General features: G+C 40.7%; 16 protein-coding genes and 1 riboswitch. Of the genes, 5 read left to right on the forward strand and 11 right to left on the reverse strand.

What is annotated here, in order from left to right; genetic code table 11:
* Window positions 1-13: 13 nt before the first annotated feature.
* From ACO05K_RS12335 to ACO05K_RS12360, 6 genes are all read right to left on the reverse strand, one after another.
* Window positions 14-1,135, reverse strand: coding sequence for a glycoside hydrolase family 76 protein (locus tag ACO05K_RS12335; protein ID WP_421944734.1), 1,122 nt, complete (start codon window positions 1,133-1,135; stop codon window positions 14-16).
* Window positions 1,136-1,265: 130 nt separating this feature from the next.
* Window positions 1,266-2,393: a SusE domain-containing protein gene (locus tag ACO05K_RS12340; protein WP_421944735.1), complete on the reverse strand. Its 1,128-nt coding sequence runs from the start codon at window positions 2,391-2,393 to the stop codon at window positions 1,266-1,268.
* Between the two features lie 7 nt (window positions 2,394-2,400).
* Entirely contained in the window at window positions 2,401-4,026 is a 1,626-nt protein-coding gene (locus tag ACO05K_RS12345) for a RagB/SusD family nutrient uptake outer membrane protein (RefSeq protein WP_421944736.1), read from the reverse strand.
* A 24-nt stretch (window positions 4,027-4,050) separates the two neighbouring features.
* Window positions 4,051-7,203, reverse strand: a complete 3,153-nt coding sequence (locus ACO05K_RS12350) for a SusC/RagA family TonB-linked outer membrane protein (RefSeq protein WP_421944737.1) — start codon at window positions 7,201-7,203, stop codon at window positions 4,051-4,053.
* 60 nt (window positions 7,204-7,263) lie between these two features.
* Window positions 7,264-8,685, reverse strand: coding sequence for a sugar porter family MFS transporter (locus ACO05K_RS12355; protein ID WP_421944738.1), 1,422 nt, complete (start codon window positions 8,683-8,685; stop codon window positions 7,264-7,266).
* A gap of 5 nt (window positions 8,686-8,690) precedes the next feature.
* Window positions 8,691-10,466, reverse strand: a complete 1,776-nt coding sequence (locus ACO05K_RS12360; RefSeq protein WP_421944739.1) for a class I mannose-6-phosphate isomerase — start codon at window positions 10,464-10,466, stop codon at window positions 8,691-8,693.
* 427 nt (window positions 10,467-10,893) lie between these two features.
* Between ACO05K_RS12360 and ACO05K_RS12365 the strand changes: the two genes are divergently transcribed.
* On the forward strand, window positions 10,894-11,628 hold the full coding sequence (locus ACO05K_RS12365) for a GntR family transcriptional regulator (RefSeq protein WP_421944740.1): 735 nt from the start codon (window positions 10,894-10,896) through the stop codon (window positions 11,626-11,628).
* Window positions 11,629-11,902: 274 nt separating this feature from the next.
* On the opposite strand, the gene ACO05K_RS12370 is transcribed toward ACO05K_RS12365, so the two are convergent.
* Genes ACO05K_RS12370 through ACO05K_RS12380 form a run of 3 tightly spaced genes read right to left on the reverse strand, consistent with a single transcriptional unit; the run spans window position 11,903 to window position 14,115 of the window.
* The gene (locus ACO05K_RS12370) at window positions 11,903-12,526 is read right to left on the reverse strand and encodes a cupin domain-containing protein (protein WP_421944741.1); all 624 of its coding nucleotides are present in this window, start codon (window positions 12,524-12,526) and stop codon (window positions 11,903-11,905) included.
* Between the two features lie 46 nt (window positions 12,527-12,572).
* Window positions 12,573-13,289, reverse strand: coding sequence for a LytR/AlgR family response regulator transcription factor (locus ACO05K_RS12375; protein WP_421944742.1), 717 nt, complete (start codon window positions 13,287-13,289; stop codon window positions 12,573-12,575).
* Window positions 13,276-14,115 carry a sensor histidine kinase gene (locus ACO05K_RS12380; RefSeq protein WP_421944743.1) on the reverse strand — a complete coding sequence of 280 codons (840 nt, stop codon included), beginning with the start codon at window positions 14,113-14,115 and terminating at the stop codon, window positions 13,276-13,278. The genes ACO05K_RS12375 and ACO05K_RS12380 overlap by 14 nt, the downstream gene beginning before the upstream one ends.
* 479 nt (window positions 14,116-14,594) lie before the next feature.
* On the opposite strand from ACO05K_RS12380, the gene ACO05K_RS12385 reads away from it, so the two are divergent.
* A complete protein-coding gene (locus ACO05K_RS12385; protein ID WP_421944744.1) occupies window positions 14,595-15,056 on the forward strand; it encodes a hypothetical protein in 462 nt (153 codons plus the stop codon).
* A gap of 696 nt (window positions 15,057-15,752) precedes the next feature.
* On the forward strand, window positions 15,753-16,763 hold the full coding sequence (locus tag ACO05K_RS12390; protein ID WP_421944745.1) for a zinc-binding alcohol dehydrogenase family protein: 1,011 nt from the start codon (window positions 15,753-15,755) through the stop codon (window positions 16,761-16,763).
* A 350-nt stretch (window positions 16,764-17,113) separates the two neighbouring features.
* On the opposite strand, the gene ACO05K_RS12395 is transcribed toward ACO05K_RS12390, so the two are convergent.
* On the reverse strand, window positions 17,114-17,359 hold the full coding sequence (locus ACO05K_RS12395) for a hypothetical protein (protein ID WP_421944746.1): 246 nt from the start codon (window positions 17,357-17,359) through the stop codon (window positions 17,114-17,116).
* Between the two features lie 465 nt (window positions 17,360-17,824).
* Between ACO05K_RS12395 and ACO05K_RS12400 the strand changes: the two genes are divergently transcribed.
* Window positions 17,825-18,037 carry a hypothetical protein gene (locus tag ACO05K_RS12400; RefSeq protein WP_421944747.1) on the forward strand — a complete coding sequence of 71 codons (213 nt, stop codon included), beginning with the start codon at window positions 17,825-17,827 and terminating at the stop codon, window positions 18,035-18,037.
* A gap of 90 nt (window positions 18,038-18,127) precedes the next feature.
* On the opposite strand, the gene ACO05K_RS12405 is transcribed toward ACO05K_RS12400, so the two are convergent.
* Window positions 18,128-18,379, reverse strand: coding sequence for a DUF3072 domain-containing protein (locus tag ACO05K_RS12405; RefSeq protein ID WP_421944748.1), 252 nt, complete (start codon window positions 18,377-18,379; stop codon window positions 18,128-18,130).
* A 757-nt stretch (window positions 18,380-19,136) separates the two neighbouring features.
* Window positions 19,137-19,238, forward strand: a riboswitch (TPP riboswitch).
* 57 nt (window positions 19,239-19,295) lie between these two features.
* Between ACO05K_RS12405 and ACO05K_RS12410 the strand changes: the two genes are divergently transcribed.
* Complete coding sequence (locus tag ACO05K_RS12410; RefSeq protein WP_421944749.1) at window positions 19,296-20,039, forward strand: class I SAM-dependent methyltransferase; 744 nt, start codon at window positions 19,296-19,298, stop codon at window positions 20,037-20,039.
* The last annotated feature ends 6 nt before the right edge of the window (window positions 20,040-20,045 follow it).

A 20,045-nucleotide genomic window follows, 5' to 3' on the forward strand; every position in this document is an offset into this window, starting at 1 on the left:
GATTAGGATATTTTTAATATTTTGATAGCATGGCCTGGATTCTTTGCATCCATGCCTGATCTACTGTTTCCATTTCAGTTGAACGATTTTGTCCGTCGAAGCTTGCAAAAAAATAGTAGCCCAAGTTAGTGGTATTTCGGTTTGCAATGTTCAAACGGTTTATATTTTCTCTTGCATATACAAGCCAGTTTTCATTTTTATCCGCTTCATATAGACGAATCATAGCCTGCGAACCCCAGGCGCACCAGGCGGGATTAATCCTGGTTTCAGCCGTATTAAATACATATCCTTTGTAAATAGCATTCCAAAGTGTAACGTTCATCGCCTTACCCAGATTTTGAGCTTTGGTTAAATATGAGGCATCATTCATGATTTTACTATACAATATATAAGCTTCAACCATAATTGCATTATCATAGGTAAATTTCTGGGTATGTTTGATTCCTTCCCCTGCTCCGTCTATTTTCCAGATGTAAAGTCCCGTACTGGCATCGAACATTTTTGCAGAAAGCCATGCATCCACCTTAAGTGCCCAGTCACGATATATTGATTCACCTGTTAAACTATACAACCTAAGGAACAGCTGTAATGTTAGTCCGTTTGTCTGAGTTGGTTTTTCAGGCTTTAATGTGTTCCAGTAAAAGCCACCACCGTAAACATTATCCCACAAGCCACTGTTTATTAACCAATCTCCACAGGCCTTCGCTTTTGCAAGGTAGGCCTGTTTATCAGTCCCGGTTGTCACTTCATAAGCTTCAAGGTACACCATACCACTCAGCGCATTGTCATCTACATATTTATCTCCCCCTGCGCCAGATCCATCCAGGTTTACCGATGCGAAATAACCTCCACGCAGGTCCTTTTTATCCCACATATTTTCCATAAATTTAAACGTATTGTTCATGAAGGTGAGGTAGCTGGTTTCACCGGCAGCTATCATGGCAGCATCAGCATATATCTGGCTAACATTGTACCACTCAAAGCAGTTGTTGGCTTTGGAGGTGGTATTCGCACGGTAACCATAACTGGCCGTTAGCAGGTTATTAACAGTAAAATTATGCGTCTCTTTTGCCAGCTGAAGATAGCTAACCGGAGCACCGGGAACCACCGGCGGCACCACTGGCGGAGGTGTCATAGGAATCGTAGCTGCTTCTTTTTTGCAGGAGCTCAAAAACAGCAGAATAAATAGGCTTAAAGTGGTTAGATTGTATTTCATGGTATAGATTTTATCCACCGGCAAACGCTGCCGGTGGTAAACATTTTATTTACTGAGTAGTGATGGTGTGAGTGTATGGTCCTGATGCACCTAAATTCACCATTGCGGTAATGTTTTTGTTATCCGCTGATGGATTAAATTTATAGGTATTATTCCACTGGTCATTAGTCACCGCATTCAGGTAGAAATAAGAAGCCGACTGACCAACAGGGCTAACATTGTTTACATTACTGCTGCCCATGTAGCGTATGCCAGACGAGGTGTGGAGCGCAAACTTATACCGCTCGTCCCTTCCCCAGGAGAACTGGTAGAAAACAATTGGAATACTGCCTGATTGCCAGGTACCTGAAGAGGTATAGCTGAGCTGACCGATTTCAGTACCGTAGGCAGACATATATAAACCAACGCTCTGGACTTCTGAAGCATCAACTACAGTGGCAACATTAAAATCAAATTTCAGATAATAAGGTTTAGCGCTACCTGAAACGGTGATTGAAGATGTACCCTCTTTAATTAGCGTGCCTTCAGTAAAAAACATTCTTCCGCTCTGGCTTTGCTTATCGGTAAGCTGATAAGTGCCAGCCTTTAATGCTGTATACACTTCGAAAACGCCTTCTTCAATCTTCTTTAATTTAATTGCTTTGCTGATGTCTGCTCCTGATTCGGTAGCAGAACCAGTTAAATATAGCTCTGTTGGGACTTCCGCAAAACCTGCAGGACGCTCCAATTGCAAGGTTCTGATTTCCTGACCAATTTTTTTACTACTTGCTTTTGATGCGATTACTGTCCAGTTTACCTTACCAGTTGAAGAAGAGTTTATTCCTGCCAGAGCAGCTATTTTTGTTAAATCCTTGTGAGATATAGTTACCTGAGGCTGCACACCAGCGCCATCAGAAACGATTTTAAACACAGGGTTTGAAAAATTGCCTCCTTCCTTATCAAATGCGACCTCATATAAAATCAGTCCACCGTCTTCCGGAGTTGCGCCAGTCCATTTGAATTGCTGAGCAGCAGATACATTTGAAGGAGTTAACTTTATAGCAACCTGGTTTACAGGTAAATTCAGTGCGCCAACTGGACTTATATTTTCATTGAGTGCTTTTTCATCCTTTTTGCATGAACTCAAAGCAATGCATGCCATAAGTACTAAAACGAATACTATTTTTAAATTTTTCATATCCTTATTATTGATATCCTGGATTTTGTGTTAGATTTTTATTAAGGCTAGTTTCACCGGAGGGCACTGCCCATAGGTAATCACGCTGTGGATTAAACTTGCGCTGTTGCGTTCTGATATAACCTCCGTCAACACTTTGGTCAGCCGCAAAGCGTGCACCATGTGCATAACCGTTCATGGTCACTTCAGCAACTTTCCAGCGCCTGATGTCATCCACGCGAAGACCTTCCATAGCCAGCTCCGCCCGGCGCTCACGGCGAATTATTGCCGTCAAATCGCCGGCTGGAAAATTCAGCGCTCCAGCTTCTGTGAATCCTGCCCGCTGGCGAAGGGCGCCAATGGTTTTTGTCCAAACTGCAGCATCCATCTGCCCGAGACTGTTTTTGGCTTCCGCATAGGTAAGTAATACTTCAGCATATCTAAACAGATGCAGATTATTTCCTGATACAAAGCTTGACAATGCGATTGGATCAAAATATTTCCTCCAGTAATAACCTGTAGCCGATGCGCTCTGCGAACCTGGTGAATATTCGTCAAGACCTGGCTGAACAGGATCTGAACCTGGCCTGATGTAAATCGTCTTGGTCGTATTATTTGCATTCACCCATGTATATCTGTCATAAACTACGGTAGCCGTTAGGCGTGGGTCGCGATTAACATATGGATTACTTTCTACATATCCCGAACCAGCTTCTTTTATACCTCTGCCATTGAGCATAATGTAATCATCCACAAGCTCCTGTGTTGGCGCCATGTTGCTCACCCTACCACCAACTGTTCTGGGAGCGAAATCCCAGAAATTCTGCCAGGTCCTTACCGTTGGAACGTATTGCAGGGAGAGTATACTTTCGTTATTGTTTTTATTTGTTGCCGGATCACTGAATAAAGCACTATAACTAGACGCTAATGAATAAGTACCATAAGTTGCCTGGTTGTTAATCAGCTTTTCACAAACGGCTACCACCTCTGCCATTTTGTTTCCCTGGTAAAGCAGGGTACGCATTTGAAGCGCAAGTGCAGCACCTTTTGTTATCCTGCCATTTTCGCTTGCCGGCAACTGATCTTTACTTGGTAGATTTGGTATTGCCGCCTCAAGCTGAGAAATTATAAAATCGCTAACCGCAGCTTTCGAAGTACGCGGAATCACCTGAGCTTCCTCAGGTGTAAGATCGTGGTCTGGTAGCGGTACATCCCCATACCATTTACTCAGGTTAAATAAGGCAAATGCCCTCATAAACTGGTTCTCTGCTTTCATCCTTGTAATAGTGGCCTGCGGAAGGGTCTTATTCTGATCCACATTCGCCAGGAAGATATTTACCGATTTTATTGTACGGTAATAACTTGCCCAATCGCCTGCAAATTTTGCGGTAAGCGAAGTAGCGTTTCCGCTGGCAATCAAATTTAAATCCCCTGAAGGAGAATAGGCGTTGTCGGAAAGTGCTTCTGGCTCAAAATATAATGAACTGTTGTAAAGCAGACTATAATTGTTGTTGAGTGCGTTGGTTACATTGACATCCACAGTCCAAAAGGTCAGGTCCGAAAACCTGTCGGTTGGCGCTATGTCAAGCTTTTTACATCCCGCAATGGCAAGAACAGCAAAAGCTATAATAAAGTGTTTATATATCGATTTCATATCAGTAATGCTATCTATGAATTTTTAAAAAGTTATGTCAAGTCCTGCCCCATAAAAGATAGGCAAAGGATACTGGCGGGCACTGTTTGAACTTGATCCGGTGCTTAAGTTATTGCCAAACTCAGAAGTTTCCGGATCGATAAATTTAAGTTTGCTAAGTGTGAAAAGATTCTGTCCAATCAGCGAAATGCGTAACCTGTTTATTCCGGCTTTACTTGTTAGCGCTTGCGGCAAGGTAAAGCCAATGTTCACATTTTTCAGGCGTACATAGGCCGCGTCATATTTGTACAAATCAGAACCGGTACGCCAGTTATTGGTATTTGAAGGAGAGCCTATGTTTGCAAAAATAGGGTAACGTGCATCAGGATTGCCAGGTGTCCAATAGTTGGTCATATGTTCATAAACTGTTGCACCATAACCATAGTGGAAAGGCTCTACAAGTTCTCCACGAAGGAAGGTTTCTCGCTTACCGACTCCTTGGACGAACAGCTGTAAGTCAAAGCCTTTAACAGCCAAACGGTATGTAAAGCCGAAGGTATATCTTGGAAAAGGATTTCCTAAAACGGTTTTGTCTTTCGCATCAATCACCCCGTCGTTATTAAGGTCTTTGAATTTAACATCACCCGGCACAACAGCATTACCGGCAATTTTTGGCGAACTGTTGATATCGGCCTGGTTCTGGAAAAATCCATTAGTTTGATAACCGTAGTATTGAGTAATGGGCTCGCCAACACGTCTTAACAATTGGAATACATCCTGATTGATTATCTGCTCAGTTGCACCACCAGAGAGTTGCAGCAATTTATTCTGGTTATCAGCAATGTTTACACTGAAACTTTGAGTTACGTTTTCTCCCCGAAGGTTATAAGTTAGCGATGCTTCCCAACCTTTACTGCGAACTTTGGCTACATTAAAGTCCGGCGTTGCAGCTCCAAAAATCGCAGGGATATCTTGTCTTGGCTGAAGGATGTCTTTGGTTACTTTGTTAAAATATTCAAAAGTCGCCGTTAACTTGTTGTCGAATAATCCGGCATCTACTCCGATGTTGAATGTTGTGGCCTTTTCCCAGGTTAAATCCCTGTTGGAAAGCAAAGTTCCTGCTCCACCTACCGGGATGTTATTAAATCCATAGGCACTTGCAAAATTGAAATAGGTCGTCTGGTACTGGAAATTACCTACATTCTGGTTACCCACTACCCCGTAAGAGGCACGTAACTTTAAATTGCTCACCGTGTTTTTGATAGACTTCATGAATGATTCCTCAGATAGTATCCATCCGGCACTCACCGCCGGGAAAAAGCTCCCACGGTTTCCTTTGGCAAACTTAGAAGAGGCATCATATCTCGCATTCGCCTCTAAAAGGTACTTATCTTTAAAGCTGTAATTAACTCTTCCAACAAGCGACACCAAACTATAGGAATTAATGGCAAGGCTATTATTGGAATTAATCGGATCAACGATAGTACCTGTTGTTGGAGTTCCAAGAAGCTGATCGGTAAGTGTTTTTTGTAATTGAAACCCTCGCTGTGTATAGTTTTCACTCTCGGCACCAACTTGAACTTTAAAATCGTGGTCGCTGATTTTTTTTCCGTATTCTAAAAACACTTTAGTATTGAAGAGCTGCGATTTACTGTTTGCATCCAGCACCGAACGGTCATCACCATAAACACCCGATGGAAGGTAATTCACTTGCGTTCTTCTAAAAAAAGTGCCATTATTCTGAAGCGTTCCCCCGAATTGTCCGGTTAGCTTAAGGTTTTTGGTGATGTCAAACTGACCATTGAACGATCCAAAAATTTCATCATTATCTGCCTGGTTGAATCCGCCTTTTTCCAACACACCATATTCATTGTATTGGGATGCAAAAGGGTTGGTCAGGTAATTTCCGTTTTCATCCTGCCAGTTAAAATTGTGTGGCACCCTGTTGGCATCTGCGAAGATGTTATTGTCCCCAACGCTATTTGTTTTATTTCTTGATTTAGTGTAAAGCAAAATAAAATTAGTCCTGAATTTATCGATTACATTAGTCTGGTTGAGCCTTAAATTATATTTTTGATAGCCAAAGTTAGAACCTTCGCCACCGTTGCCGATAAAGTTGCTTTCCTGATCCTGCAACCCGGCAGAGATAAAGAAAGCGCTTTTCTCCCCGCCTCCGGAAATACTGAAGTTATGAGACTGCTGAGGAGCATTCCTGAGCAGGTGTTCGATGTCCCAGGTCCCATCGCCCTGGTCTTTAAGCTGTTGAATCTGGTCTGGTGTATAAGCCGGACTAAGCCCGGAATTAACAAGTGATTCATTTTTGTAGTATGCATTCTGCCAAGCAGGCACTTTATGAACAAGAACATTTGCATCCTGGATACCATAACTTCCATTGTAGGAAACGCTTGTTTTCTGGTTTATTTTTCCGCTTTTGGTGGTAATCAGTATAACACCGTTTGCAGCTCTTGAACCGTAAACGGCGGCAGCACCCGCATCTTTCAGCACCGATACACTTGCAATGTCATTCGGGTTAATGGTGTTTAAATTTCCCCCAACAATCCCATCTACTACTACTAATGGTGTGTTATCGCCAAGCGTACCTACACCACGTATATTCACCGTAACGTTACTGCCAGGATTTAGATTAGTTTGTTGGATAATTAGATTCGGAGATTCTCCCTGTAAGGCCTGGTAGGTATTAAGCACAGGTTTATTTTCAATATTTTTTGCATCTATCGTACTTACTGAACCGGTGATGGTTACCCTTTTCTGTGTACCATATCCAACAACAACAACATCATCGAGTGCATTTTCCCCTCCTGCTTTAAGTTGCACATTTATTGTTTTCTGACCAGATATCGCAATTTCCTGACTCAAATATCCAAGGTAGGAAAAGGTTAGGCTTCTGGAAGCCAGATTATCAGGGACCGACAAGCTGTAAGCTCCATTTGAATCAGTAACCGCACCAACCTGGGTCCCTTTGATTTGAACGCTTACACCAGGAATTGCCACGCCCTTCTCATCTACAACCTTTCCACTGACAACAATCACCCGCTTGTTGAGCACGAGGCTTGAGGTTTCTGAAGTTTTCGCCTGTAGCAAACCCGGGCTGAAGGGCACCAGAATGGAAATAAGTAAGGCAAACTGCCTGAAGGGCAGCCGCTTTAATTTTTTGTTTTTGTAAAGTTTAAGTCTCATAAATTTTGATTGATTAAAATGCCGCTGGCATTTGATATATGGTTAGTTCTTTATTATTTTTTAGTGTAAAGTATCAGAATAACTCGATTGCCAGTGCCTTTCGATTTCTTCCAGGGAACGACCCTTGGTTTCAGGGATAAGTTTCCAGGTTAGATAAAGCGCTGGTGAGCAGCAGATGGCAAAAATCCAGAAGGTCCAGGCCGAACCTAGTCCTTGCAGCATTATAGGAGTAAGTTGTCCAACAAAAAAGTTGCCTATCCACAGGGTTAGTGTAGCTAGCGACATTGCTTTCCCACGGATACCATTTGGAAAAATTTCGCCAATCACCACCCAGCATACAGGGCCAAAAGAAAAGGCAAAACATGCAATAAATGCAAGTATAAAAATCAGTATCCAGGGACCTGAAGTGATGCCATATTGGAAGAGCAGACCAATAATAACCAGTGAAATCACAGCTCCTCCTATTCCAATATATAACAGAGGTTTTCTACCCCATCTGTCGACTGTAAAAATCGCGACGAAAGTAAAAACAACGTTGACCAGGCCAATGGTTACCTGACCGCCTAGTGCGCTATTCAGTGTAAATCCAGCCTTTTCTAAAATCCTTGGCCCATAGTAAATGACAGCGTTAATGCCGCATACCTGTGATAAGAAAGGTAGGAAAAGTCCTATCCATAATGCCTTCCTGTATACTGGTTTAAAAAGGGTTTTCAGGGATTCCTCCTCGTTTCCGTTTTCAGCTGACTGGAATGCATCGATTTCTTTTTGTGCTGCAAGAGGACCATCAATTTTTATAAGAATGCGTTTAGCATTTTCACGTTTTCCCCTGGATAGCAGCCATCTAGGGGATTCCGGAACAGCTAGTAAAGACATTAGAAAAATAAAGGCCGGAACGGCGCCAAGTCCAAGCATCGCACGCCACACTTGATCAGAAAACAAGGCTGAACCTGCTCCTCCGGTAATCTCTTTTTCGGCGTAACCAGCCAGATAAGCATTAGTAAGATAAGCCGTTACGATACCGATGGTAAGAGCCAGCTGGTAAAGAGAAACCATTGTTCCCCGAAGCCTAGAGGGAGCAAATTCCGAGATGTATAGTGGAGAGACCATTGAAGCAACCCCTATCCCAATACCTCCAATCAGTCTGAAAGTTATTAGTGAAGCGAAAAAATCAGCATACATGCAACCCAGAGCGGAAACCAGAAATAGCAAGGCAGATATTATCATCACAATTTTTCGTCCGAACCTATCGCTCAGCTTTCCTGAAACAATTACCCCAATGATGCAGCCTAATAAGGCGCAGCTTACAAACCATCCTTCACTCACTGCATCCAACCCAAAATCTCTTGTAACCAGACTAATTGTGCCAGAAATCACGGCGGTATCAAACCCGAAGAGAAAGCCACCTAAAGCGGCAACGAGACAAACCAGATACAAGTAAATACTGCTCTTTTTTATGTCCGAATATTGTTCTTTAGTATCCATAGTACTTATTTTAAAAAGGCCTTTATTACTTTTATCTCTGATTGGGAATTATTGATAATGGTATAACTTACTGCCGCGGCAGGTATAATAAATGTTTCGGCAAAAGCAAGTATCAGTTGCGAACCGTCAGCGGTTTTCACCGTAATTGACTCCCCTTCCACCAGCATTAAAACATGGCATAAACCATCCGTCTGCACCTCTGCCTTCGAGCTAAATTCCAGCCGGTGCACATCATAAAAATGTTCACTATGAGTAGGCAGATGATAGCAGCGCAGGTCGGTATTTTCGAAAATGATATAGGGTTTTGAAATCAGTTCTTCCTGAACCTTATCGCCCTTTCTTGAAAAATCCAGATTGTGAAAAGCATGTTCTATATTTATTGGACGCGGTTTACCGTTGAGATCCAGCCTCAGCCAGTCATACATTTTAAAAGTAAATATGTAAGGGGTAGCACTGATTTCCAGCACCAGATTTTCGGCGCCGGCGCTATGAATGGTCTGGTTTGGAATTAGAAAAAGATCGTGTTTTTCTGCTTTATGAACCTGAACGTAATTTTCTATATCAACCTGAGTGCCATTAAGGTTGCTTTCTTCCAAATCCTTTCTGAACTTATCCGGATCGATGCCTTCCTGAAAACCCAGATAAACACTCGCATTTTCCTTGCAATCTAAAATGTAGTAAGTTTCATCTTGTGTAATCCTTTCCCCGAACTCAGACTGTATATAATCAAGGCTTGGATGGCATTGTATAGATAAGTTCCCTCCATCAAAAGTATCCAGAAAATCAAATCTAATCGGAAATTCATATCCAAACTTTGTTGCATGATGGCCCAGAATATTGTCTCCATTATGGAACATTAACATATCAAAGGAAACTTCCAGCAATAGGCCACTGCTTTGAAAAACAATGCCGTTTTCGGGTGCTATAATTTCAAATGACCAGGCGTAGTTTACCTCGCTCTGCTCGAGCTGAGGCATGTGGCGTTTCATCCACTGTCCTCCCCAGGCACCTGGCGCAAACCAGGGACGCGGACGAAAAACAGAAGTAGAAATCCTTTCCAATCCCTTACGTATATCCTGACCATACGCCCAGTTTACATCATGCTCCCACTGTGCATCACAAAAAACATCTACCCGGTTTAGAATATCTTTTTTGTGCTTATTCAGTATTACCCAATCCACAAAATAAAACCGCTTGTACATCTCGGTCTGATCTAATTCTGCAGTTATACCAAGATTAAAAATTGACCCTGCGCTCATTCTGTGTTGAAGCTCATTTTTAGGTAAATCAATGTAGATCAAAGCAGCGGACCATCCTGCCAGGGCTGCGCCCGGACCGATTGTAATATTTACATCCACACTTTCATCAACCTGCAATTGCTTTAAAGTTGAATTATCGAAATAATCAGTAATTGATAAATCCGCATTCTTACCCCAAACACTTCCCGGTGCTCCGATAAATGGTGAGGTCAGGAGATTAATATCTTCTTCTGATTTCATAAAATCGCTGGCCAGACATACATTCAAGCTTAAACCACGTGAGATTATTTCATTACTGATTGCATTTTTTAGAAAACCCCAATACACCCCTACGTAACCATCAATACAAACCCTTTTCTGCTGAACGATGTAATCACAAAGACTCGAAATACCATTGAAAATTTTTCCATCCTCTAGATGATGATATGGATAAATATCGTACCCGGTAGGTTTGGTTATCTTACTTAGCCGCTCAGGCATAATTTCCTGTTCGGTTTTTCTCATTGGTTCTTCTATTGACATATTATCTAAAAATGGTTTGTAATTAAAAGAAAGTTGCTGCATTGATTTATTTGTATATACATATATGCTTAAAAACAAATATGTCTAGAAAAAATATTGAATTTATGATTTAAAACTAAGTTAAAAGAAATGTAATCGAGCCTTAATAAAATCTTAGGTGCAAATAAAAAAACCTTATAATATCGAGCTAAGCTTAAAAAAGAGCAGATAATATCTTTTCGAGAACTCATAAAAAATTAAAATACTTGATTAGCACACACATTTAATAGTATGTACATACAAAGCTATTATTAAAAAACAAATCTCCAAATATTTTATAAGTTTTTTTCATACAACTAATGCATAGAACTGTTTTAATCGGATTAATTAATTGGATGATTTATGAATCATTACTTAATCAGTTATTTTTTTTAATATTGTGAGCATTATGAAATTGAAGATTGACCATAAAAGTCAGGTTCCTTTACACGTTCAGGCAGAAGAGCTGCTTAGACGATTGATAGAATCGCAGGAATACGTTGATGGAAAACTCTTACCAAATGAGGTGGAGCTTTCCAAAGATTTGAATATTTCCCGCACGACGCTAAGGCAATCCATTAATAAACTGGTTTATGATGGTCTTCTGGTCAGAAAAAAGGGTGTGGGTACCAGAGTAGTAGAATCAAAATCATTAAGCTCGAAATCTAAAAACTGGATGAGCTTTTCCCAGGAAATGAGCGCCAGGGGAATTCCAATTAAGAACTTCGAATTGCATGTAAGCTGGGTATATCCTGAAAAAAAACTCGCTAACTTCTTTGGGATAAAGGATGACAAAAAAATCCTCAAGCTTGTTCGACTCAGGGGCCGCCCCGAAGGGCCGTTTGTATACTTTGAATCTTATTTTCATCCTGTGGTTGGACTCACCGGAGAGGAAGACTATAAGACTCCATTATACGAAATGCTGGAGCATGCGCATGGTATTGTTGCAATGACATCAAAAGAAGAAATCAGTGCTCTCATAGCCGATGAATTTATCGCGGCTAAGTTGGAAACCAATATTGGAGCACCTATACTCTTTCGTAAACGTTTTGTTTATGATAATCAAGACCGCCCGATTGAATATAACCTTGGGTTCTACAAGGCGGATAGCTTTGTTTATACCGTTGAAAGCAAGAGGGAGTAGGCCTGCTAGCTCATACTGGCCGGGAATACAATCTGATAAGACTATTCAAAAAAACAACCAAAGAAGAAAAATAATATAACGTTTGACGATATCAAAACCATCCAAACGTTAAACCTATTTTTGAAGAAATGAGAAAAAGACGGCATAAACATTTAGGGCCTTGGCCTCTTATCTCGCTGGCTATCCTGGCTTATTAGCGCTTACGGAAGACTTATAAGAAAATGAGACACCTCAATGGAGGCGACTGCTAGGTGGTGAAAAGCTGAAAGAAAGGTTATAGTCTAACCTTGTAAGTATCCATAATCATGTTGAGTTTGGCCCAGTCAAAAGTAATGTCATACTTTTGTGCCAGTAAATCAAGCGCTCCAGGCTTGGGGCGTTTATTGTTGAGGAAAAGGTCTGAGAGTTCGGTCATATAAGATTCATGTCCGCCAGGGCTGTAAATCTCGATAAATTTTACAGGCTTAGTTCCAGTATTCCAGAAACTGTGTACTATCCCTCTTGGCCTGAGGTGCCAGTCCCCTTCGTTCACTTCAAAAATTTCATCGCCAACCATGATGGTAAGTGTACCCTGAATGACTCTACATATTTCATCAAATCCATTATGCAAGTGCGGAGGTGCACCAAGTACCCCCACTGGCAATGTTGATTCTGTAATGCCAATGTGCCCATCAGTTTGAGATTTATTGAACTTAAAAGTAATATCACCCTCTCCAATTTTCCCAACCTTTCCACCACCAGACTTTATGTGAATAGGCTTCTTTCCTTCCACTGCTAAAACTTCATTATCACCTGTTGTCAACATTTCAGCAAATGCTACTCCGGGAAAGCTTACAGCGCCCATCAGTGCTACAAGTCGTTGCAGGGTGATTCGTCGATTGATTATTGTTTTTTCCATTTTAGATATGTTTTGATTAAAGTGACTGCCTGGTAAAGTTTGACATTTAAGAACACAATTGTCTCATAACTTCCCTTTGATAAAGTTTGCCAATAGGAATATTAGCGCCAGCTATTTGAATGTGGGTTTGAGAAAATGAGGTAATCTTATTAGCAGAAACCATGAAAGAGCGATGTATTCTCATGAACTTTTTTTCAGGTAACATCGCTTCCATAGCAGTCATCGCATATTTAGTAATCACCGGCCCATGAATGGTGATAATTTTAACGTAATCCTTCAAGCTTTCAACGTACAAAATATCTTTTAATACCACTTTTACCATCTTCCGCTCTGACCGGAAATACAGAAAATTATCTTCCCAGGCAATCAAGGGATTCAGTTCTGGCAAATCCTGCAATGGAACTCCTTTTTTTGGAACTGCTTTATTTATGGCCTTAATAAATCTTTCCAGACTCACAGGTTTCAGCAGATAATCCACGGCATCAAGTTCATAACTTTCCAAAGCATAGCTAGCAAAAGCAGTGGTAAAAATTGTCTTGGGAGGATTTGCCAGCGTCCGCAAAAAATTCATACCGCTTAACTGAGGCATTTGGATATCTAGAAACATTATCTCTACGCTATGAGTTTGCAAGAAAGAAATGGCGTCAAATGCGTTACTGCATTCACCGACCAGCTTTAGCATTGGCATGCTTTCAATATAACGCCCTAAAACATTCCGCGCCAGTGGTTCATCATCCACGATTAAACAATTATAAATTTGCATTGGGATAAGTGTTAAATTCCAAATTCACGATAAATACTTCTTCTTCTTCTATTATTTTTAGCTGATGAGCATCCGGATATAAAAGTTCTAAGCGCCTTCGTGCATTCTCAATACCAATACCACCTTCACTCTGAACTAAGACGGAAGATTTTCCATTTATAAACTTCATCTGTAAAAGATTTCCGGCAAGAGCGATATCAACATTAATCCATGGATTTGAAAGCATTGAACTGGTACCGTGTTTGAAACAATTTTCGACGAAGGGTAAAATGAGTAAAGGCGCTACATAATGACCTTGGGTATCTGCGGGGAAGCTAAATGATATTTCAAGACCATTACCATATCTTTGCTTTTCTAACCCTAGATAGTCCTTTATCATCGAAATCTCGTCTGGGAGGGTAACCAAAGGTTCATTGCACGAATAAAGTGTGTATCGCAATAAGGCTGAGAGTTGAACAAGCATATCCCCGGCAACAGGAGAGGATGGCATAGCATGTGAATAGATGTTATTCAAAGTGTTGAGCAGGAAATGTGGATGAAGTTGCGCTTTAAGGGATTGGAGTTCAGCAATAGCGTTTTGCTCTTCTAACAGCAAAGCCTGCTGTTGCTTGCTATAAAAATACTTTGTGAGCTTGATCGCAGCAGCCAATCCACCGATGGTTATACTTCCTCTTAACCCGGAAATGAGCGCAAGAAATATCTGAATATTAAGTGGGGTTGATGGAATCTTTCCAGCAGAGACCTCAGGATGATTGCGCAGGTAACTTGCTCGAAAAGCCTCAATTACCGTTAGCGAAAGTAGGGCTGAAAAAAGTGCGGTGAGCATTATTATCGCTATAATAGAGATTACGGCCTTAAAATATTTTGCCGGGATTATTAACCGTGGAATAACCAGGTACAATATTACATAAGACAGCAAAAAACTCGGCAAGATAAACCAAAAGCTCTCAACCGAGTTAATGCAGATTCGCTCCAAAAAGTTTACCCTGAGCAATATCGGTGAGGGCGTAAAGGAATAGAGATAGACCTGAAAAATATACCAGCAAAACCAAAAAACGCTATGCCTGAGCAACTTCCAGCTTGGCTTTTCTGAAAAAACAAATTGCGAACGGTCAAATCCTAGCATAACACGAATATACGATTCACCCGGCTGTAATAGACTAGTGTCGACATAATCATTTCATCGACGATAAAACCATTTCCAGTTCAAACACCCAATGTGTGTCTGCTAAAGAGCCGCGATGGTCTAATAGATAAAAACTCCTTATAAATTCCACCTACATTAGACCGGTAAAAATAAAAACCATGAGAAAAACACTGATAAGCTGTTTACTGATAGCCTTAGCGTTGTGTAGCAATGCACAAATCGATACGGTAAGCTTTCCAAAAGAGAGAATGGAAATACGAGCTCTGCTGCTTGACCCGGCATTGAGGATTCAAACTCAAAAAAATTGCCACGACCTTATCTCTGTGGGGCCAAAAGGTGATATTAACTACTCTGTAAACCAATGGAGAGATACCCAGGCTAAAGAAAAGCTAGTATTCAAATCAGTTAAAGTTATGCCAGGTACCGAGGTCATAAGAATTTACGGTTCCACAACAGCGGTAGTGAACTGGCTTGCAGACGTGCAAATCAATGTTCAGGGCCAAGATATATCACTTAAGGTTCGCCGCTTAGAGGTGTTTGTAAAAAAAGACAAGAATTGGTGTATGGTTGCTGGCCAAGGTACCCAGGTGGATGAAAAACTTTTTCCGTCAATTAAATAAACTGCAGATAGAGAAGTTAATTATGAGTTACTTCAGTTTAATTCGGATGTGTAGTTGCTCATCTTGGGAATGAAGGACTAACTTCCCTTAAGTGGTAACCAAGAATTATTCTTTCGATGTAATGATTCAGTTTTTGTTTTATAAGAAATTTTTATTGAGTGGATTGCACGAACGAAACATATTTACTGATGATAGGAAATGCGGTCACTTGATTAAATTTCGAGACTAAACATCTTTGTTTAGGGGTACCGCAGATCAAGAGGGGTCAATATGCTCCATTACAAAATCTTTAATACCCAAGGGTGGGGTCAGCATCCGCCGGAATGTCAGTAAAAACTCAAATGTCTTTACCGTAAACCGAAATTAGAAAACATAACTAGGGGGTCAACATACTCCAGAATATCCATGCATGGAGCGCTATACTGAAAAGTTCGGATTCTGGGTAGTAAAATTAAGTTTTTAAGGAAGCTTTTACAAAAGAGCTATTGTGAGTAAAGAACAATTACCTGTTGTTCAATGAAGAAATTAGCGAAGCATCAGTTCCAATTCAGATTATTGTCAGTTTGAAAATGACAGACTCGTTATGAAAACTCATCCTTTAAGCCGTTAAATTAGTAGCATATTTCTAACCTTAAAAGTTTTAAGGGAAGGTTAATTTAAAAGATTCATAATTAGTACAAGTCAAAGATATATTGGATGAAAGCAATAGGATTTAAAAAATCTTTACCGATTAACGAACAAGAAAGCTTTATTAGCTTCGAAATAGAGAAACCAAAGGCACAGGGCCGAGAACTTCTGATAAGGGTTATGGCGATCAGTGTCAATCCGGTAGATTATAAAGTTCGCCAAAATAGCGCAAAAGAAAAGGTGCTAGAGCAGCCAAAAATAATTGGCTGGGATGCTGTGGGCACCGTTGAAGAGAGCGGCAATGAGGTAAGCTTATTTAAAAAGGGAGATGTGGTCTATTACGCAGGTGATATTACCAAAAGCGGAAGTAATGCAGAATACCAGTTGGTAGATGAACGCATCGTGGGCAGAAAACCTGAAAACCTTTCTTGGGCAGAGGCAGCAGCGATGCCTTTGACCCTGCTTACTGCCTGGGAGATTTTGTTTGATCGCATCCGGATTAATGAAATAGACAGAGGAAAAACTTTGCTCATTATCGGAGGCGCAGGTGGCGTGGGATCTATTGCCATTCAAATCGCAAAGAAGGTTGCCGGATTAAAGGTAATCGCTACCGCATCCAGGCCGGAAAGCGTAGAATGGTGTAAACAACAAGGCGCAGATTTTGTAGTGAATCACCAAAACCTGATTGAAGAAGTCCAACAGGCAGGTTTTAACCAGGTAGACTTTATTGTTGATTTTGTTGATGTTAACCAATACTGGGATGCCATGGTTACTCTAATCAAACCTCAGGGACATATTGGCTCAATCAGTGATCCACTAGAAAACGTGAACTTGAGGCAATTAAAAGGGAAAAGCGTAAGTTTCCACTGGGAGTTGATGTTCACCCGATCGATGTTTCAAACAGAAGATATGAGCAGGCAGCATCTGATCTTGAATGAGGCTTCAGCGCTGTTTGAGAATGGAACAATCGCCTCTACAATGAAAGAGCACCTGAGCGGCTTCAGCACTGAAAACCTGAAACAGGCACATATCTTACTGGAGAGTGGTAAAACCATCGGTAAAATAGTAATTGAATACTAGTTCAAACGCGCGTTAAGGCTGACATCGCAAATTAATCAGTTTGCCAAGCTTTTATCCAGTAATCCAAAACGGCTTATCAAAACAGCTCTGCTGTTTTGGATTTCTAGCGACCAAAATTTATCATGTCCGTAATGCATGCTGCTTCACTAAGGCATCAAAACAAGTTTACCTATATGTCCACTGGATTACATCAGCTCATGAGCTAGCATAGCATTCGTGAAAGAGAAGGTTCTCTCAATAGCCTTAAAGCAATCACTTGAAATCCGAGCAAGCTATACTAACTGACTTAAGTCATCAAAATCATCTACGAGCTCATCATGCATTATAAGCATAGCAGGCAATCCAATAATCTAAGAAGTCTGCACAGCATTCTGAGCTGGATTTGCTCTTTTCGCTAAGTCATTTATTCTTGACATCACTGCCGGCTCAATAGAAATATCATCTTCAGGAAAAAAACTCCCACTGGATTCAACCAGATTCCCTTTTTCGATCCCATCTATAAATATCCGGCATTTAGCTTTACTCGGATCTAGTTGTCTTAGTATAACAACGCTGCCATTAATAAATATTATTCTTGTATTGCTTTTAGTAAACATAAATTTCTTAGGTTGATTTATCTATAAATACAACTAGCGTACCGATGTCAGCAAGGAAATTATAACACTCAAACACAAAAAGAATAAAGCGGGTTTTAGCTTGCCTTAGTGTACATTATACACAACCAAAAGGAGTTGTTTTTAAAATCCTCTGCGCTATATTAAAAGCGGCCCTAATTAGTCCGTCTTTAAAATCAGAGGGTTTTTGCGACGGTCTAGAATTTGTGGTTTCTATGCGGTGATGTTAACAAATGTTAAGGAAACCAACGAAAAAGGTGACAACATAGAGTTCTTCGGTAATGGCGCAAAGGGCAATAACAATACAAGTGATATGGCTAAATTTAGGTACAATTTCGGATTATACAAGCGAAAATTCATTAGTCCCAATTCAAAAACAGCACTTAAGATTTTTGATAAATATTTAAACCTATTGCAGACAATTACAGTTTTATATTCATGGAAGAAATGATGAGCATACTTAAAGAATCAGCACTGAAAAAAGACATACTAGATGTTGTAAAGCTTGGTTCTCACGAAATCAGTATCATCCTTCATGATAATGCAGATGTTAAGGAAATTATTAGAAAGGTTAACCAGATAGACTCTCAATTCTGGCGCACCAGGGAACCTATAAAAATTGCTTACCAGTATAAAGACGGCAGTGGCGCAACCTTTTAGAGGTACCTGTTTGTCTGGGCTTTAGCATTAGAACCACTTCTGGAATAATATACTTGCGCTGAGGATTTCCTCAGCGCAAGTATATTATTCTCAGGCATCTAAACCTCTGCCTGTCTTATGCTGAAGCTCATCAATTCTCTTTGATGCTTCAGCTTTTGAAAGCCCCGCATCGAACTGCTCGCCGGCCTCATCCGATAAGGTCTTAAGATATGAGCCTTGTGCCCCTGTCATCGGCTCATCACCAGTAGTCCAATCATCAGGATTCTTAACTGTATTGTCGCCTTTGAGCGCATTATCTCTTTCGGGTATATTTCCCTGCTTTTTAATTTCTTCGTTTTCCATGCGCTTTAAGTATTTATGCCTTCATAAAACAAAGTCTAATCAACGAAGTTTGCCCTATTCTTAAAATGAATGTTTATTGACTCCAGTTCATTTAAAAATCACTAAAACATTATTGAATAAATTTATGTTAGATCACAACCCCATTAGAATCATGGGCTATCGAATTTCTTCTAAGCTACACCACATATCTATATGTTTTTGAGCCATTTCTAAGGCGCAGGCATTTGATTATGCCAACGTTAATTTTGGGAAATATCGTCGCAGTTTACATCAGAAGAAAACCGGTAGTGGTCTTGCTAATAGAAATGATGAAAGGTGAAATTGATGGCAATCATGAGGTATTAAATGTGTTTCTAAACAAACAGGCAGTGAATAATCCATACAGCCTAATTTATTCTCGGCAGGATAAAATTAATCTTTAATAGTGATCTGACAAAAGACAGGCATAAACAGACTGGTCACTAACAGCTCGATTCGCCCATAAGGCCGTACCATACTGTTCCCTCTTCATCTCGCCGAGACGTTTGGCCGTCTAGATTTCTGGGGGGGGTGAAGGCCATGAAAATATCCACCTCGCAGTATCCTTTGCCAGCCGATATCTTCTTCTTTGTTAGTCTACGCCATTAAATCCTTAAATGTCAGCATTATGATAAAATGTTTTAAGCTTTCAACTAACCAACTCTGATTGGAATAGTAAAGAAAGAAGAGCTTGGGAAACGACTTCCTATATATTTTCGACCAAAATTTATATATTTGCTACTGTTGCACGGGGTGCTTATAAAATTTGTTATAGGCTGAGATGAATACCCGCGAACCTGACACGGATAATACCGGCGTAGGGATGCACTTGCTCAAATGACTGCGGCCGCCTGGCTGTTTAATTTTAAGCGCGATCCGATACCCAAAAATCCGGTTAATGGTAAAGCTCCTTAAATTTAAACATATGCAATTAGAACAGAAGAGTTTCAACGTCCTTTCAGATAAACTTAGCAACTGGCAAGGTCGGAAAGAATGGTTTTTTAACCGGGAACATACTGACACTTACGAACAGTGGTACGAAGGTCGTTACAAACGGGCAGAAATCTGGCAAAAAAAAGTAATGGCCCAGTTGGTCGGGAAAGATTCTGAGATCAAAGAATTACTGGAATTTGGCTGTGGTACAACGCGGTTCACCAGATGGTGGAAAGAAATCGGTATTGAGGCCACAGGAGGTGATTTATCTCCCTTCATGCTCGGCCAGGCCGTACACCTCTTTGATGGGGATTTAGTCAATGCGGATTCGCATTATATGCCATTCAAAGACAACAGCTTTGATGTGGTTGCATTTATAACCACCTTTGAATACTATCAGGATCCCATTAAGGTCATAACGGAAGCAGCCCGCGTAGGCAAAAAAGGAATTGCATTTGGTATGATGAATAGGAATTCACCAAAAGTATTGCGAAGACGCGTTCAGGAGCTCTTCGGTAAAAACCCTTTCTACCTAACGGCCACATTCTATACTCCACAGCTGCTGACCCGGAAGATTCATCAAGCCCTGAATGGACGAAAATACACGATTGAGTGGACCTGCACAGGTCTTCCCAAATGGTTTCCACTTCAGCAGTGGAGTCTCCCGGTAGGTGATTTTTTTGGCTTGTATGTACGATTCGAAGATTAATAAAAC

This window comes from Pedobacter sp., from assembly GCF_965227205.1.
GTDB lineage: Bacteria > Bacteroidota > Bacteroidia > Sphingobacteriales > Sphingobacteriaceae > Pedobacter.

Bases quoted from the DNA above. Each gene is read 5' to 3' on its own strand.
- ACO05K_RS12350 (WP_421944737.1), bottom strand. From the start codon at position 7,203: ATGAGACTTAAACTTTACAAAAACAAAAAATTAAAGCGGCTGCCCTTC.
- ACO05K_RS12375 (WP_421944742.1), bottom strand. From the start codon at position 13,289: ATGCAAATTTATAATTGTTTAATCGTGGATGATGAACCACTGGCGCGG.
- ACO05K_RS12340 (WP_421944735.1), bottom strand. From the start codon at position 2,393: ATGAAAAATTTAAAAATAGTATTCGTTTTAGTACTTATGGCATGCATT.
- ACO05K_RS12385 (WP_421944744.1), top strand. From the start codon at position 14,595: ATGAGAAAAACACTGATAAGCTGTTTACTGATAGCCTTAGCGTTGTGT.
- ACO05K_RS12365 (WP_421944740.1), top strand. From the start codon at position 10,894: ATGAAATTGAAGATTGACCATAAAAGTCAGGTTCCTTTACACGTTCAG.
- ACO05K_RS12390 (WP_421944745.1), top strand. From the start codon at position 15,753: ATGAAAGCAATAGGATTTAAAAAATCTTTACCGATTAACGAACAAGAA.
- ACO05K_RS12370 (WP_421944741.1), bottom strand. From the start codon at position 12,526: ATGGAAAAAACAATAATCAATCGACGAATCACCCTGCAACGACTTGTA.
- ACO05K_RS12410 (WP_421944749.1), top strand. From the start codon at position 19,296: ATGGTAAAGCTCCTTAAATTTAAACATATGCAATTAGAACAGAAGAGT.
- ACO05K_RS12335 (WP_421944734.1), bottom strand. From the start codon at position 1,135: ATGACACCTCCGCCAGTGGTGCCGCCGGTGGTTCCCGGTGCTCCGGTT.
- ACO05K_RS12345 (WP_421944736.1), bottom strand. From the start codon at position 4,026: ATGAAATCGATATATAAACACTTTATTATAGCTTTTGCTGTTCTTGCC.
- ACO05K_RS12380 (WP_421944743.1), bottom strand. From the start codon at position 14,115: ATGCTCACCGCACTTTTTTCAGCCCTACTTTCGCTAACGGTAATTGAG.
- ACO05K_RS12405 (WP_421944748.1), bottom strand. From the start codon at position 18,379: ATGGAAAACGAAGAAATTAAAAAGCAGGGAAATATACCCGAAAGAGAT.
- ACO05K_RS12355 (WP_421944738.1), bottom strand. From the start codon at position 8,685: ATGGATACTAAAGAACAATATTCGGACATAAAAAAGAGCAGTATTTAC.
- ACO05K_RS12400 (WP_421944747.1), top strand. From the start codon at position 17,825: ATGATGAGCATACTTAAAGAATCAGCACTGAAAAAAGACATACTAGAT.
- ACO05K_RS12395 (WP_421944746.1), bottom strand. From the start codon at position 17,359: ATGTTTACTAAAAGCAATACAAGAATAATATTTATTAATGGCAGCGTT.
- ACO05K_RS12360 (WP_421944739.1), bottom strand. From the start codon at position 10,466: ATGTCAATAGAAGAACCAATGAGAAAAACCGAACAGGAAATTATGCCT.